The organism is Achromobacter spanius (genome assembly GCF_003994415.1).
Taxonomy (GTDB): Bacteria; Pseudomonadota; Gammaproteobacteria; order Burkholderiales; family Burkholderiaceae_B; genus Achromobacter; species Achromobacter spanius_C.
The window spans coordinates 3353711-3367399 of the sequence record NZ_CP034689.1; the positions used below are offsets into that span (position 1 = coordinate 3353711).

Consider the following 13689-nt stretch of genomic DNA (forward strand, 5'->3'; position numbering starts at 1 on the left):
CATCGTGACGGACGTGCACGATTAATGAATCATGTCGCTTTTTTGTATTGACTCATTAATAAGTCAATCATTGCGCCGATGAACTATAAATAGGCCAAATAGCGTGTATGTGGATGATGCATTAGATCACCACGGCCTGATCCAGCCGCAAGCCGCCCCGCCTGGTGTCCAAAGTGACTTGCGCACCCAGCGGCAGCGTCAAATTCGGGTCGCCATGGCCGCTGGGCCAGCCTGCCAATATCGGGACGCCGCGCACCCGAAACTGGTCGAGTATCAGCGGATACAGCAGGCCTTGGGCTTCCGCGTCGTCCATCTGACCACGCAGCCGCGTAAAGTTGCCCACCAGCACCCCCCTTACCCCGTCGAACTTGCCCGCGGCCGCCAGTTGGCCCAGCAAGCGGTCGACTCGGGGAACGGCTTCGTTCACGTCTTCCAGGAACAGGATGGCGTCGCGCGTGTCGATCTCGTTGGGCGTGCCGACCAATGCGGCGACCAGCGCCAGGTTGCCGCCCACCAGCCGCCCGCTGGCCACGCCAGGCACCAATTCGGTGGCCAGGGCATCCAGCGGAGGCGCAATCCAGGCGCCCGGGCCCAACTGCCCGCTGATCATCGCCAGCACGCTGGATTCCGTGGGTTCGCGCTTGCCGGCTAGCAGATCCTGGGCAAGCATCGGGCCGTGGAACGTCACAAACCCCACATGCCGCTGCATGGCCAGGTGCAGGGCCGTAATGTCGCTATAGCCGATGAAAGGCTTGGGGTGTCGGCGCAGCAAGGCGTAGTCAAGCTGATCCAACAAACGCCAAGAGCCAAAACCGCCTTGCAGGCACCACACTGCCCCGACGTCGGGGTCGGCAAACGCGGCGTGCAAGTCCGCCAGGCGGTCGGCATCGCTGCCGGCCAGATAGTCGTAGGGGGGGGTCAGGCGGGTGCGGCTGGCGGGCATGACCTGGGCGACGTAGCCCCGCGCTTCCAGCCATTGCGCCGCGTCGTCGCTGGCGTTGAGCGCGGCCGAAGCCGGTGCCACGATCGCGATCCTGGCGCCCGGACGCAAGGCAGGCACTGGCGCGGCGCCTTTGCCATTTGGGGGCGGCGGCGGCGTGGGTTGATGAGTCTGGCCTGTCGTCGGCCGGGCCGCCGCGCCAGGGCCGCTACCCGGCGCGCGGCTGGCGCACCCGCCCAGCGCCAGCGCAGACAGGCACAACGCCCCGCCCTGCTTCAGGAAGCCTCTGCGGCCAGTCTGAAGAGCCAGGGCGTGTTGGGAAGGCGGGATCATGGGGCGTGGGGTTGCGTGATTGCGGGTCGATTTGCGTTCTCAGAGCCGGGCTTAGAAGCGCTCGTAGTCCAGCCGGTACCGCCATTGGCCCACGGCCAGCCCCGCCATGGGCAGCCGCCCGATGCGAATGCGGCGCAGGGCCTGAAGCTGCAGGCCGGCGGTGTCGCACACATATTCAATGAAGCCCGGCAGTGGGGTTTTCAGGGCAAAGCGCAGATGGGTTTCGTTCTGCCAACTGACCTTCATGGGGGTCGCTGCGCGCCCTTCAAACGCCATGCCGCGTTGCAGGCGCGCCAGATCGCCTTCGCTGAGCTTGCCGGTGACCTGGGCCACGTACTCTTGCTCAACCAACTTCCCTTCTTCCATCAGCTTGCGCGATATGGCGAATTCTTGCGTGTACACCACCAGTCCGCTGGCCGCGCGCTCCAGCGGGGTAACCAGCTTCAAGCCATGGAACATACGCTTCAGATAGCGCCGGCCCGAGCGGTCGCCAGGCATCAGGTTCTTGGGAATGATCAGGTCCAGGGCGGAACCCGGCTCGTTGTCGGCGTAGGTGCCCGCGGGTTTGTGCACCAGCACCGTTACAGGCTTGATGTCTTCCAGCTTGGCGCCGGGCAGCAACGCCACGGTTTGCCGGGGGGCAACCCGGGCGCCGGGCTCTTCCACGGTCTTGCCGTCCACGGCGACCCAGCCGCCTTCTATATAGCGTTCGGCATCGCCGCGCGAGCAAGAAAGGTCTTCGGCCAGTCGTTTGGCCAGGCGTACGCTGTCGTTCATTGGGCCTCCGCCTGTGCGACGGGCGTAGCCGGGGCAAATTGAAATTCGGGCGCGCTGTTTGCCAGCGCAATCGGGTGCATCGTCATGGGGAGTTGCCGGGGTGTTGCAAAAAAGCGGGCTGTGCGCCCGCGGTCTCAGGCAGATGTTACGCCTTTTCAACGGGGGAGCCCGGCGGCGTGTCAAGGGTGGATGCGATCGGCGCGTCGTTGGCCGCGTCGGCAATCCGTGGCGTCGTCGCGGGCGGCGGCACCTCGTCGATCCAGGCTTTCAGCAAGGTGGAGGTCACGGCCAGGATCACCGGGCCGATGAACAGGCCAACGATGCCGAAGGCAAACATGCCGCCCAGCACGCCCGACAAAATCAGCAGCAGCGACAGGTTGACGCCACGCTTGATCAGCATGGGGCGCAGCAGGTTGTCCAGCGTGGCCACCACCAGTGCCCAGACCAGCAGCACAATGGCCGCCAGTTTCATGTCGTTCTGAAACAGCCAGATCACCCCGCCCAGCATGGGCAGGAACGGACCCAGTTGCGCCAGGCACAGCATCACCATCAGGGCCGTCAAAATGCCCGCGGCCGGCACTCCGGCAATCCACAGGCCGACACCGCCCAGCACGGACTGCACCACCGCCGTCACCACAATGCCCAGGGCCACGGCGCGCACGGCGGCCCCCGCCAGCCGAACAGCCGCCACGCCGCGTTCGCCCGCCAGCCGGTTTGAGAAGCGCTTCACGAAATCCGCCGCCGCGTCGCCCTGGCTATACAGGATGCCGGCGATGATGATGGTGATCAGCATGTGCATGACGAACACGCCCACGATGGCGGCGTGGCTCAGCAACCAACGGGCAGCCATGGTCAGGTAGGGTTCCAGACGGGCCAGCAGCCCGCCCGCGCCCGCGTCCGACAGCGTCTGCCATTCCTGCGCAACACGGGGCCCCGCCACGGGAATGCTGCTGATCCAGCTGGGCGGCGCCAGCAAGGTGTAGTCGGGCAAACTCTTGACCGCCGCCATGATGGCGCCGCTATGCAGCGCCAGGGTCGAAATCACCTGGTAAAGCGGCAAGACAATCACGAACAGCAGAATCAGCAGCATGACGATGGTGGCCGCCCAGCGGCGTTCACCGCAGCGCCGCTGCACCGCCAGCAGCACCGGCCAGGTCGCCACCACGATGGTGGTCGCCCAGATCAGCCCGGGCAGAAATGGACGCAGCACGTAAAGGCTGCCGACCATCAGCGCGGCAAGAATGACGATCAGAAGCAGAATGCGGGCCAGATCAACCGTGGTACGTGGATTCACCCGCAGCTCCCGGCAAGGGCAAAGCGCCCTGCATGATGGCGCATCGCGGCCAAGGGGCGGTTGCCCGTATAGGCATCGAGGATGCGATCAATTCGAAATTTATACGAAATTTGCTGGCGCTTATAGAGAAAACGATACCGGGAAGACCGGCGTGTGCAGGCCTACGGGGCAGCGGGCGGCGGGCTTTGCGTGGCGGCCTGCGCCGCCGCCATCAGGTGTCGCGTCAGCGCGGCCAATTGTTCGTCTTTCTGCTGCAATTGGGCCAACAGTGCGGAAGACTGCGTGTCGGTCGCGGCCAGGCGGGCCAGTAACGCCTGCTCGTTGCCACGCGCCGCCGCCAGCGCATTCTGGGCTGACGCCACCGCCTCTTGCGCGGCGTTCAGCGCAGCGTCGTGCCGTGCTTGAGCCGCCACGTTGTCAGCGCGTGCGGCCTGCGCGGCAATATCGGCTTCGCGTTTGGCGTCCTGAGCCTGGGCCAGGGCGGTCTGTAGTTGGCTTATCTGCTGTTGGCTGGCCGTGTGCGCCTGGTCCAGCCGCGTTTGCAATTTTTTGACCGAGCCGCGTTCGGCGTCCAGTTCGTTCAGCCAACGCCTTTCGTGCGCCCCGTGGCGGACTTCCAGTGCCCCCAGCGCTTGTGCGTGCAGGCCGCGCATTTTTTCTGCCTCGGTCAGCAGGGTCTGCACGGCGGCCTGGGCGTCTTCCAACTGGCCTTGGCTTTGCTTGAGTTGTTCGTCGCGCTGGCGCAGTTGCCGTTCCGCCGCTTGCAGCCGTTCTTCCGTGGCCGCCAGTTGCGCCGTGGCAACCCGCAGACTCTCCTGCAGGTCCTGTTCCCGCTTCGCCAACTGTATTTCCCGCTGCTGAAGCTGCTCGGCCTGCTCGGCCAACTGTTCACCCTCTTCCGCCAGTTCTTCCCAGCGCTGCCGATAGCCCTCTGCCTGTTCGGCGCGCGCTTCGGTCAGCGCGGCTTCCCAAAAGTGCGTGGCAGCTTGGGTAATTGGGTCGGGAATGGCGGGTGGCGCGGCGAACGCGCCCGGATCCTTGATGCGTCCGCCCAGCGCCCGAAACCACGTTTCCAGGTGCGGGCTGACCGTGTTGGGCGACCCTCGCCCTATCTTCTGGCGGACCCGCTCGATGGTGGGGCGCGCGCCTTCCAGCAGCAAGGCGTCGGCGGCGGTCCAAACGTCGTTTTCGGTAATTCCCGTGGCCATCACCCGCTTCCTTTTTTTTGACTGGATAAAATGCTGAATTAGTCACGATAATGGAACCTTATCGTGACTTAACAGAAATATATGTTAGATATCATACAGCATACGTATGTTTATTTATTAAACACACAGGATCCGCCTTCGACTGCCGCTGTTCGGTCGAACCCGCGGAATTTGCACCGTTCTCAGTCACTCCCTGCCCAATGCCATTGAAATTGCTGGATGCCCTGCCCCTGCTGGACCCGAATGCCCTGGATACGCAGGCGGATGCCGCCGTGCGCGGCTTGATGCGCGAAGGCAGTTCGGCCAATACCGCGGCCAGCTACCGCGCCGCCATCCGCTACTGGACGGCCTGGTTTGAATTGCGCTACGGCCAGCGTTTCGCCCTGCCCTTGCCCGAAGCCGCCGTCATTCAGTTCGTGGTCGACCATGCGCAGCGCGCGACCGATCAGGGCCTGAAATGGGAGCTTCCGCTGGCCCTGGACCAGGAACTGGTCCGCCTGAAGGCCAAGGGCCGGCTGGGGCCGCCCAGCCTGAACACGCTGCTGCAACGCTTATCCGTGCTGTCCAAGGCGCACGAGCTGCACGGCTATCCCAACCCTTGCCGCGCGGCGCCGGTACGAGAACTGCTGGCCAAGACGCGCCGCGCCTACGCCCGGCGCGGCATGGCGCCGGCCAAGAAGGAAGCGCTGACCCGTGAACCCCTGCAAGCCCTGCTGGCCACCTGCGACGATACGCTGCGCGGCGTCCGCGACCGCGCGCTGCTGCTGTTTGCCTGGGCCAGCGGTGGCCGCCGCCGCTCCGAGGTGGTGCGTGCCACGCTTGAAAACACCCGCCGCACGGCCGACGGCTTTCTCTATGCGCTGACCCAGTCCAAGACGAACCAGGCGGGCGCCCAACGCCCAGGCGACCAGAAGCCCATCGTGGGCTTGGCGGCCCAGGCGCTTGCGGCCTGGCTTGCGGCGAGCGGTATCCGCCAAGGCCCGATCTTTCGCCGGGTGCGGCGCGGCGATGTCGTCGGCGAGCCGCTGGCCCCCGCCGCCGTGCGCGCCATCGTGCTCGAGCGCTGCAAACTGGCGGGCCTGGAAGGCGAGTTTTCGGCGCACAGCCTGCGTTCCGGGTTCGTCACGGAAGCCGGCCGTCAAAACGTGCCCTTGGGCGACACCATGGCCATGACCGGGCACGCAAGCGTGGCCACGGTCATGGGCTACTTCCGCGCCGGCGCGGCCGTGCAGTCGCCAGCCGCCCACCTGCTGGACGACCCTGACACCAAACCCCTATAGATACGCGCCGCATTTGCCGTTAACCTCGCGTCGCTTTGTCGTCCTTTCCAGATAGCCCGCCGTCCATACCCCATGCGAATCAACTTACGCGGGCTTGTGCTTGCGCTTACCGTCCTTAGCGCCATTGCCGCCACGGCCAACGCGCTCTACGCCAGCTACCTGGTGCAACGCGACCAGCTCATTGCCAATACGCTGGAATCCAACCGGGTCTACGCGGCCAAGTTGGCGGAAAGCACCGGCCATTTCCTGAAGTCCGCGCAGCAGCAACTGGCCTACAGCGCTCGCCATCTTGCCAGCCAGGTCAACGCGCCCGCCGTGCTGGCCGCCGAGGTCGCGCGCTTGCGGGAACAGGCAAATGACTTCAATTCGGTGGGCGTCATCAGCGCCGACGGAGTCATCCTGGCCACCACACAAACCTTCGCCAGTTTCGTGGGCACGCGGGTGGATAGCCCGGGCAGCCGCGCAGCGTTGCAGGCGCGTCAACCGCTGATCAGCAAACCCTATGTGTCGATCGCGGGCAACATGCTCGTCAATTTGTCGCACCCGATCCACTCAAACGACGGCCGCTACCTGGGTTATATCGCCGGCACCATCTATTTGCGCCACGAAAGCGCGCTGCAGGAACTGTTGGGCAAGCACCATTATCAGGACGGTTCTTCCCTGTACGTGGTCGACCGCGATGGCCAATTGATCTATCACGTGGAAACCGCCCGCATTGGCGAAAATGTCATGCACAACCCAGTCGTGGCAGCCGTGACGCGCGGTCAGTCCGGCGCGCAGCGCGTGGCCAACACGCGGGGCGTGGACATGTTGGCGGGCTACGCGGCCGAACCGCTAAGCGGGTGGGGCATCATCGCGCAACGTCCGGCGCACATCACCCTGGAACCGATCTATGAATTGACCTGGGCGTTGATCCGCTACGCGGCGCCGTTGGCGCTGGCGTTTCTGTTGGCCATCTGGTGGTGCGCGCGCCTGATTTCATTGCCACTATCGCAATTGGCCACCAATGTTGAACACCATGACGTGGCCGTCGCCATGCAGCGGGTGCAGTCGGTCAAGGCCTGGTACTTCGAGGCTGAACGCTTGAAGCGCGCGGTGATGAGCAGCTTTTCCACCCTGCAGGACAAGATCGGCAAACTGAACCAGGCCAACATGACCGACCCGCTCACGGGCTTGCGCAATCGGCGTGGCACGCAGGAGGCCGTGGAGCAATGGCAAACCGGTGGCACGCCGTTTGCCGTCGTGGCGCTGGACATTGACCACTTCAAGCGCGTGAATGACACGCACGGTCATCCCAAGGGCGATGACGTGATCCGGGGCATGGCGGAGCTGATGCAGGAATGCTCGCGCCCGTCCGACGTGCTGTGCCGCAGTGGCGGCGAAGAGTTTCTGATGCTTCTGCCCAACGTTGGCATGAAGGAAGCCGCCCAGGTTGCCGAACGCTTGCGCCTGCACACCGCTGACCGGCCCCTGCATGGAGTGGCCGGCATCACCGTGTCGGCGGGCGTTGCGCAGTGGCCATCTTGCGGCGCCGAGATCGATGGGGTCTTCCAGGCGGCCGACGCGGCCCTGTATGCCGCCAAGGAGCAAGGGCGCAATCGGGTTGTGATGCACATCGCATAGCCCTTTCGGGGCTGGCGCCGCGCCGCTATCTTGCCGGCTACGCCGCTCCCACGGGGTTAATCCGTCCTATAGCGGCGGATTAGCGCCGGACTGGTGTTTACCACCACTCATATTCGTAGTCGTCTCATTTGATTAGGCGGCAACACTCACCATAATGCGCCCATGTTGATTGCGATGTTAATTACTAATCGCCAACAGGCCCGGCCGGCCGTCGCTCTTTAGAGGTGGTTCCTTAGACGTCGCTCCTTGGCGGTCCGCTTAAATCGGCTTGCCTCGAGCGGTCCGCTTTGGCTGTCCCACTTTGGGTGCCCCACTTCGGACGCCTCGTTCGCTCGCCGTTCTTTCCACCGCTTCAATCGCGGTCCTTTTCGCCGTTATCCATCCTCCTTTTCCACCCTCCTTTGCGACCCGCCTTCTGGCTGGCCGCCGGGGACCCTTTTGTCCAACGCAACACAACCATCACATGGGGTAATCATGAAAGCAGCTAGCATCAAGCGCGGCGCGCTGGTCATCGCCTTGGCGGCCTTGTCCGGCGGCGCCGTTCATGCGGCCACCAACAGCGTCACGCTGTATGGCGTCCTCGACACGGGGCTGGCCTTCGAGCGGCGGCACAACAACGCAGACGACTCGTCCCATTCGCAGGTTGGCATGCGCGATGGCACGCAGTCCGGCTCACGTTGGGGCCTGCGCGGCGTCGAAGATCTGGGCAACGGCTACAGCGCGGTGTTCCGCCTGGAAAGCGGCTTTCATCCGTCGAACGGCACGCAGGGCCAGGGCCGTCTGTTCGGGCGCTGGGCCTATCTTGGGCTGGTTGGCGGTTTTGGTGAACTGCGCGCCGGACGCCAACAGCTGTTGAGCGATAGCTGGGGCGACATTTCATCCCCCTTCGGCGCCTCTTGGGGCGGCGCCGCGTCTTCAGTCACATCCGGCTATAACGATGGTGACTTCGGCAAAGGCGGTCGCGTCAACAATGCCTTTATCTATCGCACGCCGGTCTGGAACGGATGGCAGGCGGGGCTGGGCTACAGCTTCGAGGCCCACGACAACGATCAATTCGCCACCGCCGACCACGACCGTGTGTGGACGGCCGGTTTGCGTTACCGCGCCGGACCGCTATCCACCGCCCTGACTTATGAACGCCTGAACCCGGACGCCAGCGTGCCGGGCAAGTTGAACTCCCGCAACCTTCAACTGGGCGCGGCCTATGACTTTGAATGGATCAAAGTGCATGGGGGTTACGGCAATTTGCGCAATCCCAACGAAGGGCCGTCGGCCGGCGTCAGGCGTGTGAACTCGTTCGTGGGTGGCGTCAGCGTGCCGCTCAATGGCAGCAGCAAAGTGTTGGCCGCCTATCAACGCGCCACCAGTTCGCACATCAAGGGATGGGGCCTGGGCTATGAATACGACCTGTCCAAGCGCACCAACTTTTACGCCCTGCTCGACCGCGTAGACGAGCGCCAGGCGCACACGCTGCAATCCGTGGTGGGCGTGCGCCACCGCTTCTAACGCTTCTAGCGCTTTTAACGTCATGCCCCGGCTGCGATGGCGGCTGGGGCATGGCGCCGTGTATTGCTCTACACCAGCATGGGCCAATAGGTGGGCGCCAGGCACAACCACATCTCGGCGCTCATGGCGTCGGGCTTGCGCTTGGGCAGGCGGGTGCGGCGCTTGAGCGTTTCGCCCCGGCAAGCAAACACAATGCTGTGCGCGCAAGACGTGTCGCTGACTTCAATGACCGAACCGCAAAACTGCTTTTTGATACGGCCCAGGTAGGTGCTGAACTGAAAGTTGGACGCGTGAAAGTTGCACACCATCATGCCGCCTGGCGCCAGGGCATTGAAGCAACTGTCGTAGAACCCCTCGCTGGCCAATTGTTCGGGCAGCCCGTTGATGTCGTAACCATCTACCAGAACCGCGTCATAGTGGTCTTGATATTGCTTGATCAGCACCGCGCCGTCGCCTTCCAATACACGGAAACGGTGATCGTCCCTGGGCACATGAAAGGAATCGCGCAGGGCAATAACGTGTGGGTTGATTTCATACACATCGATGCATGTGGATGGCAGATGCTGGTAGCAGAATTTGGCCAGCGACCCCCCGCCCAAGCCCACCATGGCGATGCGCCGCGGCGTCGGATTGAACATCAGAAACGCCATCATGATGCGGGTGTATTCCAGATTCAGCGCCGACGGGTCTTTCGTCCACATGCGGCTCTGGATTTCTGCGTGCGAGAACATCAACGACCTAGACGTTGTCGTGGCGTAGACGAAAGGCCTAACTTGGTGATTGCTTGCTGTGTTTTCAGGCATTCCAAAAGCTCACTGGCTAAAGCATGGCGATGCGCGCAAAAATGGCGCGCAAAAAAAACGGCGCGCACAAGGCGCGCCATTCGAGCAGCTAAGAAGCAGATCCGGGGTGACGCCCGGATCTGCCAGCAGCGTGATTCATGCCCGCGAAGGCGGGGCCGCTGCCAGGGTTATTTGGATGACCGCGATTTGTCGCTGTCTTTAGAAGCGTCGGAATCTGCGGCGACGGCGTCGATGTCAGAGTCCTGATTCGCGTCAGGGGCTTTCCAGTCAAGGGGCGGAACTTCGAAGCGCCACTTTTTACCGACCAGTTGATGCGACATGAGCGTTCTCCTATGCGTGGTGCTTGGCTACCCCCGCCAAAGCGATGCACCGCCGGTTCAAGCGTGCCAGAAATGCCCGATGCATTGCGGGGGGCGGGCATTCCAAGAAGTCAGGCGGCAGATCAAATAGTTGTTTTAATTTTGCCGTCAATTAAAAGATCTTAACATATTTATGACTGAAATAGCAAGCAGATGCCTCTGACCCAAGCAGATTCTTGACGCGGGAGAATGATCGTTCTATCATTCGGCCATCTCATGAAGAACGATCGTTCTCCCGCTATGAACACTGCAACGCCAGATGCCCTGACCCCCACGCAGGAACGCCTGCTTCGGGCCACCGAAAACCTGATCTATCAGGGCGGCATCCATGCCACCGGCATGGACCTGATTGTGAAGACCTCGGGCGTGGCGCGCAAAAGCCTGTACAAGCACTATCCGAACAAAGACGCACTGGTGGCGGCCGCCTTGCAAGCGCGCGACGAACGGTGGATGCAATGGTTCATCGCCGCCACCACGCGGGCCGCCACGCCCCGCGAGCGCTTGCTGTCCGTCTTTGACGCCTTGCAGGAATGGTTTGAGTCCGACGGTTTTCGCGGGTGCGCGTTCATCAACGCGGCAGGCGAAATCAGCGACCCGGCGCACCCCATCCGCGCGGTGTCCCGCCTGCACAAGGCCCGCTTGCTGGAACACATACTGCATTTGGCGCAAGAGGCCAGGCTGCCCGATCCTGACGAGGCCGCGCGCCAGTTGCTGGTGCTGATCGACGGCGCGATCGCGGTGGCGCTGGTCTCGGGCGATGTGTCCATCACCGCCAGCGCGCAACGCGCCGCCGCCGCGCTCTTTCCAGCCAACCCCTGACTTCCCTCCCCTCGACAAGGCCCTGACGATGACACAGCAACCCGAAACCCGCCCCCCGCTGCCGCCCTTCACCCTCCAGAGCGCCGTGCAGAAAGTCCGCCTGGCCGAAGACGGCTGGAACAGCCGCGATCCCGACAAGGTGGCGTTGGCCTACAGTCTGGATACGCAGTGGCGCAACCGCGCCGAATTCGTCAAGAATCGCGAAGAAGCGCGTGCTTTTCTGGCGCGCAAATGGGCCAAGGAGCTGGACTACCGGCTGATCAAGGAACTGTGGGCATACACCGACAACCGCATCGCCGTGCGTTATGCCTATGAATGGCGTGACGATTCCGGCAATTGGTTCCGTTCCTACGGCAACGAAAACTGGGAGTTCAGCGAAGATGGTCTGATGGTCAATCGCTACGCCTGCATCAACGACCTGCCCATCAAGGAAGCCGACCGAAAATTCCGCTGGCCGCTGGGCCGTCGCCCCGATGAGCACCCGGGCTTGTCGGAATTGGGCTTGTGAAGGCCGGCCTGACAATGCGTCAGGCCTCGTTATCCATGAGCCTCGTTATCCATGAGCCTCGTTATCCATGAGCCTCGTTATTCATAGGCCTTCAACAATTTTCCAAGCAGGCGGCTCAATTGTTCTTGCTCGGCCGCGGTCAACGGCGACAGCACTTCTGCTTGATTGCGCAGGTGCGCCACCACAGCCTCGTCGATCAGCCGGATGCCCGCCTTGGTTAGCATCACCAGCGTGGCCCGGCCGTCGTCGGGGCTGGGCGTTCGCACGACCCACCCCGCTTTTTCCAGGCGGTCGATCCGGTTGGTCATGCTGCCCGACGAAATCATGGCGTCTTCGTACAGCGCCGTGGGCGTCAACGCATAAGGTTTGCCGCTGCGGCGCAAGGTAGCCAGCACGTCGAATTCACCAGGCTGCAAGCCGAATTCCGCAAAAAGCGGATTGATGCGGTCGCGGGTAATGACCAAGGCACATTCGCCCAAACGCCCCAACACACGCATCGTTGATACGTCCAGCTCGGGGCGTTCGCGGTTCCATTGCGCTACGGCGCGACTTGCTCTGTCCACGGGGCTTTCTCCTTTTATCTTGACGTCAAGATAAATTCAAAATATCTTGACGCCAAGATAGTCTACCGGAACGCTTCGCATGGCGAGACGCGTCCGGCTTTGGAGCCACCGTGTCACCTTCTTGTTTGAACGCCTGGCGCATTGCCGCCATCATCCTGGTGGGGCTGAACCTGCGCCCCGTCCTGGCGTCCGTGCCCCCCTTGCTGGACGCGCTGCAAGCCGCCACCCGCATGTCAGACACTGCAGCGGGGTTGTTGACCGCCCTGCCCGTTTTCGTGATGGGCCTGGGCGCCCTGAGCGTGGCGCCCCTGCGCCGCATGGCCGCTGAGCACCATGGCATTGCGGCCGGCGTTGCCTTGATCGTGGCTGCCACCGCGTGCCGCTTGTGGGCCGACAACACCATCTTGATGCTGCTGACGGGCGTGATTGCCGGACTGGGTATCGCCGTCACGCAGGCACTGCTTCCGCTGTATATCAAAACCCGGTTTTCATCGGGCATCAGCCCCATCATGGGCATCTATTCGACCGCCATCATGGGCGGTGCGGCCGTCGCCAGCGTGGCCTCGCCCGTGCTGGCGCAACGCTTCGGTGGCTTCGAAGCGTTGGCGATCTGGGCCTTGCCCGCGGCCCTGGCGCTGCTTTGCTGGGGGTTGGTCAACCGGGGCGACGCGGCGCGCGGCGCCGGAGCGACGATAGCGCACAGCCTGTCCACCGCACGCGCGCGACGCTGGTTGCTGGCCGGATTCTTTGGTCTGGGCACGGGCGCCTACACCTTGGTACTGGCATGGCTTCCCCCCTACTACACGGCGCTGGGCTGGACCCCGGTGGCATCAGGGCAATTGCTGGGCGCAGTGACGGTGGCCGAGATTGCGGCGGGGCTGTTGGTGTCCTTGGTGATTGGCCGGATGCCAGATCGCCGGCCCGCGTTGCTAGCCGCGATCGGCGCGCTCTTGCTGGGCTTGGTGGGCCTGATTGCGTCGCCCGTCGCGCTGGCTTGGCCTGCCGCCGTGCTGGCCGGCCTGGGCATCGGCGCCTTGTTCCCGCTGTCCTTGATCGTAACGATGGACCACGCAACAACGCCGGTCGAGGCCGGCCGCCTGGCGTCGTTCGTGCAGGGCGTGGGTTACCTGATCGCCGCGCTCTTCCCTTTTGCGGCCGGGCTGATCCGCCAGCATCTGGCCGACCTGAAGCCCGCCTGGATGATGATGGCGGCGCTTTGCGTACTGTTATTTGCCATGGCGGCCCGGTTTCGTCCCACACCCATGCGCGGCGCGGCTTGACCGCATGGGGCACGGCGCAAGCCGTGCCAGGTTCGGGCCTACGCGTTCAGATGTCGGGCGCGGCCAGCGGACCAGCCACGTGGCCATCGATATGGCCCAGCGACCGGCTAGGGTCCAAGCGGTCGCGCACGCGCTGTTTCAGGACTTTGGCTTCCGGAAAACCGCCGTCGCTCTTGCGGTCCCAGATCAGGTCGCCGTTGTAGGTGATCTGGAATATGCCGCCCGTGCCAGGTTGCAACACCACTTCACCCAGGTCGGTGGAAAACGTGGACAGCAGCTCTTGCGCCATCCAGCCGGCGCGCAGCAACCACTGGCACTGCGTGCAGTAGAGGATGACGATGCGGGGACGAAAGGTTGGTGTATTCATGGGGAAAGATTCTACTGTGCGTGTCGATT

Annotated in this window: 14 protein-coding genes; 6 read left to right on the forward strand and 8 right to left on the reverse strand. The window is 63.5% G+C overall.

Annotated elements, in window-relative coordinates; translation table 11 throughout:
• Positions 1-121: 121 nt before the first annotated feature.
• From ELS24_RS15215 to ELS24_RS15230, 4 genes are all read right to left on the reverse strand, one after another.
• Positions 122-1060 carry a S66 peptidase family protein gene (locus ELS24_RS15215; RefSeq protein ID WP_127186355.1) on the reverse strand — a complete coding sequence of 313 codons (939 nt, stop codon included), beginning with the start codon at positions 1058-1060 and terminating at the stop codon, positions 122-124.
• A gap of 264 nt (positions 1061-1324) precedes the next feature.
• Positions 1325-2050 (reverse strand): RNA pseudouridine synthase, encoded by a 726-nt coding sequence (locus ELS24_RS15220; protein ID WP_050444752.1) that lies wholly within the window; start codon positions 2048-2050, stop codon positions 1325-1327.
• Positions 2051-2195: 145 nt separating this feature from the next.
• Positions 2196-3350 (reverse strand): AI-2E family transporter YdiK, encoded by a 1155-nt coding sequence (gene ydiK / locus ELS24_RS15225; RefSeq protein WP_127184619.1) that lies wholly within the window; start codon positions 3348-3350, stop codon positions 2196-2198.
• 155 nt (positions 3351-3505) lie between these two features.
• Positions 3506-4552 carry a DNA-binding protein gene (locus tag ELS24_RS15230; protein WP_127184620.1) on the reverse strand — a complete coding sequence of 349 codons (1047 nt, stop codon included), beginning with the start codon at positions 4550-4552 and terminating at the stop codon, positions 3506-3508.
• 200 nt (positions 4553-4752) lie between these two features.
• Here ELS24_RS15230 and ELS24_RS15235 point away from each other — a divergent pair, with 200 nt between their 5' ends.
• From ELS24_RS15235 to ELS24_RS15245, 3 genes are all read left to right on the forward strand, one after another.
• Positions 4753-5832, forward strand: coding sequence for a site-specific integrase (locus ELS24_RS15235; protein ID WP_127184621.1), 1080 nt, complete (start codon positions 4753-4755; stop codon positions 5830-5832).
• Between the two features lie 72 nt (positions 5833-5904).
• The gene (locus tag ELS24_RS15240; protein WP_127184622.1) at positions 5905-7455 is read left to right on the forward strand and encodes a sensor domain-containing diguanylate cyclase; all 1551 of its coding nucleotides are present in this window, start codon (positions 5905-5907) and stop codon (positions 7453-7455) included.
• 474 nt (positions 7456-7929) lie between these two features.
• The gene (locus ELS24_RS15245) at positions 7930-8961 is read left to right on the forward strand and encodes a porin (RefSeq protein ID WP_127184623.1); all 1032 of its coding nucleotides are present in this window, start codon (positions 7930-7932) and stop codon (positions 8959-8961) included.
• Between the two features lie 68 nt (positions 8962-9029).
• On the opposite strand, the gene ELS24_RS15250 is transcribed toward ELS24_RS15245, so the two are convergent.
• Positions 9030-9662: a transferase gene (locus ELS24_RS15250; RefSeq protein WP_232311906.1), complete on the reverse strand. Its 633-nt coding sequence runs from the start codon at positions 9660-9662 to the stop codon at positions 9030-9032.
• A 269-nt stretch (positions 9663-9931) separates the two neighbouring features.
• Complete coding sequence (locus ELS24_RS30945) at positions 9932-10084, reverse strand: hypothetical protein (protein ID WP_164741256.1); 153 nt, start codon at positions 10082-10084, stop codon at positions 9932-9934.
• 279 nt (positions 10085-10363) lie between these two features.
• Here ELS24_RS30945 and ELS24_RS15255 point away from each other — a divergent pair, with 279 nt between their 5' ends.
• Positions 10364-10942, forward strand: a complete 579-nt coding sequence (locus ELS24_RS15255; protein WP_127184624.1) for a TetR/AcrR family transcriptional regulator — start codon at positions 10364-10366, stop codon at positions 10940-10942.
• Between the two features lie 28 nt (positions 10943-10970).
• Complete coding sequence (locus ELS24_RS15260; RefSeq protein ID WP_127184625.1) at positions 10971-11450, forward strand: DUF1348 family protein; 480 nt, start codon at positions 10971-10973, stop codon at positions 11448-11450.
• Positions 11451-11527: 77 nt separating this feature from the next.
• Here the strand turns inward: ELS24_RS15260 and ELS24_RS15265 are convergent, their stop codons facing one another.
• Positions 11528-12013, reverse strand: a complete 486-nt coding sequence (locus ELS24_RS15265; RefSeq protein ID WP_050444744.1) for a MarR family winged helix-turn-helix transcriptional regulator — start codon at positions 12011-12013, stop codon at positions 11528-11530.
• Between the two features lie 110 nt (positions 12014-12123).
• Here ELS24_RS15265 and ELS24_RS15270 point away from each other — a divergent pair, with 110 nt between their 5' ends.
• A complete protein-coding gene (locus ELS24_RS15270; protein WP_127184626.1) occupies positions 12124-13293 on the forward strand; it encodes an MFS transporter in 1170 nt (389 codons plus the stop codon).
• A 46-nt stretch (positions 13294-13339) separates the two neighbouring features.
• Here ELS24_RS15270 and ELS24_RS15275 read toward each other — a convergent pair whose 3' ends face one another.
• Positions 13340-13660, reverse strand: coding sequence for a SelT/SelW/SelH family protein (locus tag ELS24_RS15275; protein WP_127184627.1), 321 nt, complete (start codon positions 13658-13660; stop codon positions 13340-13342).
• Between the last annotated feature and the right edge of the window lie 29 nt (positions 13661-13689).

Bases quoted from the DNA above. Each gene is read 5' to 3' on its own strand.
- ELS24_RS15220 (WP_050444752.1), bottom strand. From the start codon at position 2,050: ATGAACGACAGCGTACGCCTGGCCAAACGACTGGCCGAAGACCTTTCT.
- ELS24_RS15230 (WP_127184620.1), bottom strand. From the start codon at position 4,552: ATGGCCACGGGAATTACCGAAAACGACGTTTGGACCGCCGCCGACGCC.
- ELS24_RS15235 (WP_127184621.1), top strand. From the start codon at position 4,753: ATGCCATTGAAATTGCTGGATGCCCTGCCCCTGCTGGACCCGAATGCC.
- ELS24_RS15240 (WP_127184622.1), top strand. From the start codon at position 5,905: ATGCGAATCAACTTACGCGGGCTTGTGCTTGCGCTTACCGTCCTTAGC.
- ELS24_RS15245 (WP_127184623.1), top strand. From the start codon at position 7,930: ATGAAAGCAGCTAGCATCAAGCGCGGCGCGCTGGTCATCGCCTTGGCG.
- ELS24_RS15250 (WP_232311906.1), bottom strand. From the start codon at position 9,662: ATGTGGACGAAAGACCCGTCGGCGCTGAATCTGGAATACACCCGCATC.
- ELS24_RS30945 (WP_164741256.1), bottom strand. From the start codon at position 10,084: ATGTCGCATCAACTGGTCGGTAAAAAGTGGCGCTTCGAAGTTCCGCCC.
- ELS24_RS15255 (WP_127184624.1), top strand. From the start codon at position 10,364: ATGAACACTGCAACGCCAGATGCCCTGACCCCCACGCAGGAACGCCTG.
- ELS24_RS15260 (WP_127184625.1), top strand. From the start codon at position 10,971: ATGACACAGCAACCCGAAACCCGCCCCCCGCTGCCGCCCTTCACCCTC.
- ELS24_RS15275 (WP_127184627.1), bottom strand. From the start codon at position 13,660: ATGAATACACCAACCTTTCGTCCCCGCATCGTCATCCTCTACTGCACG.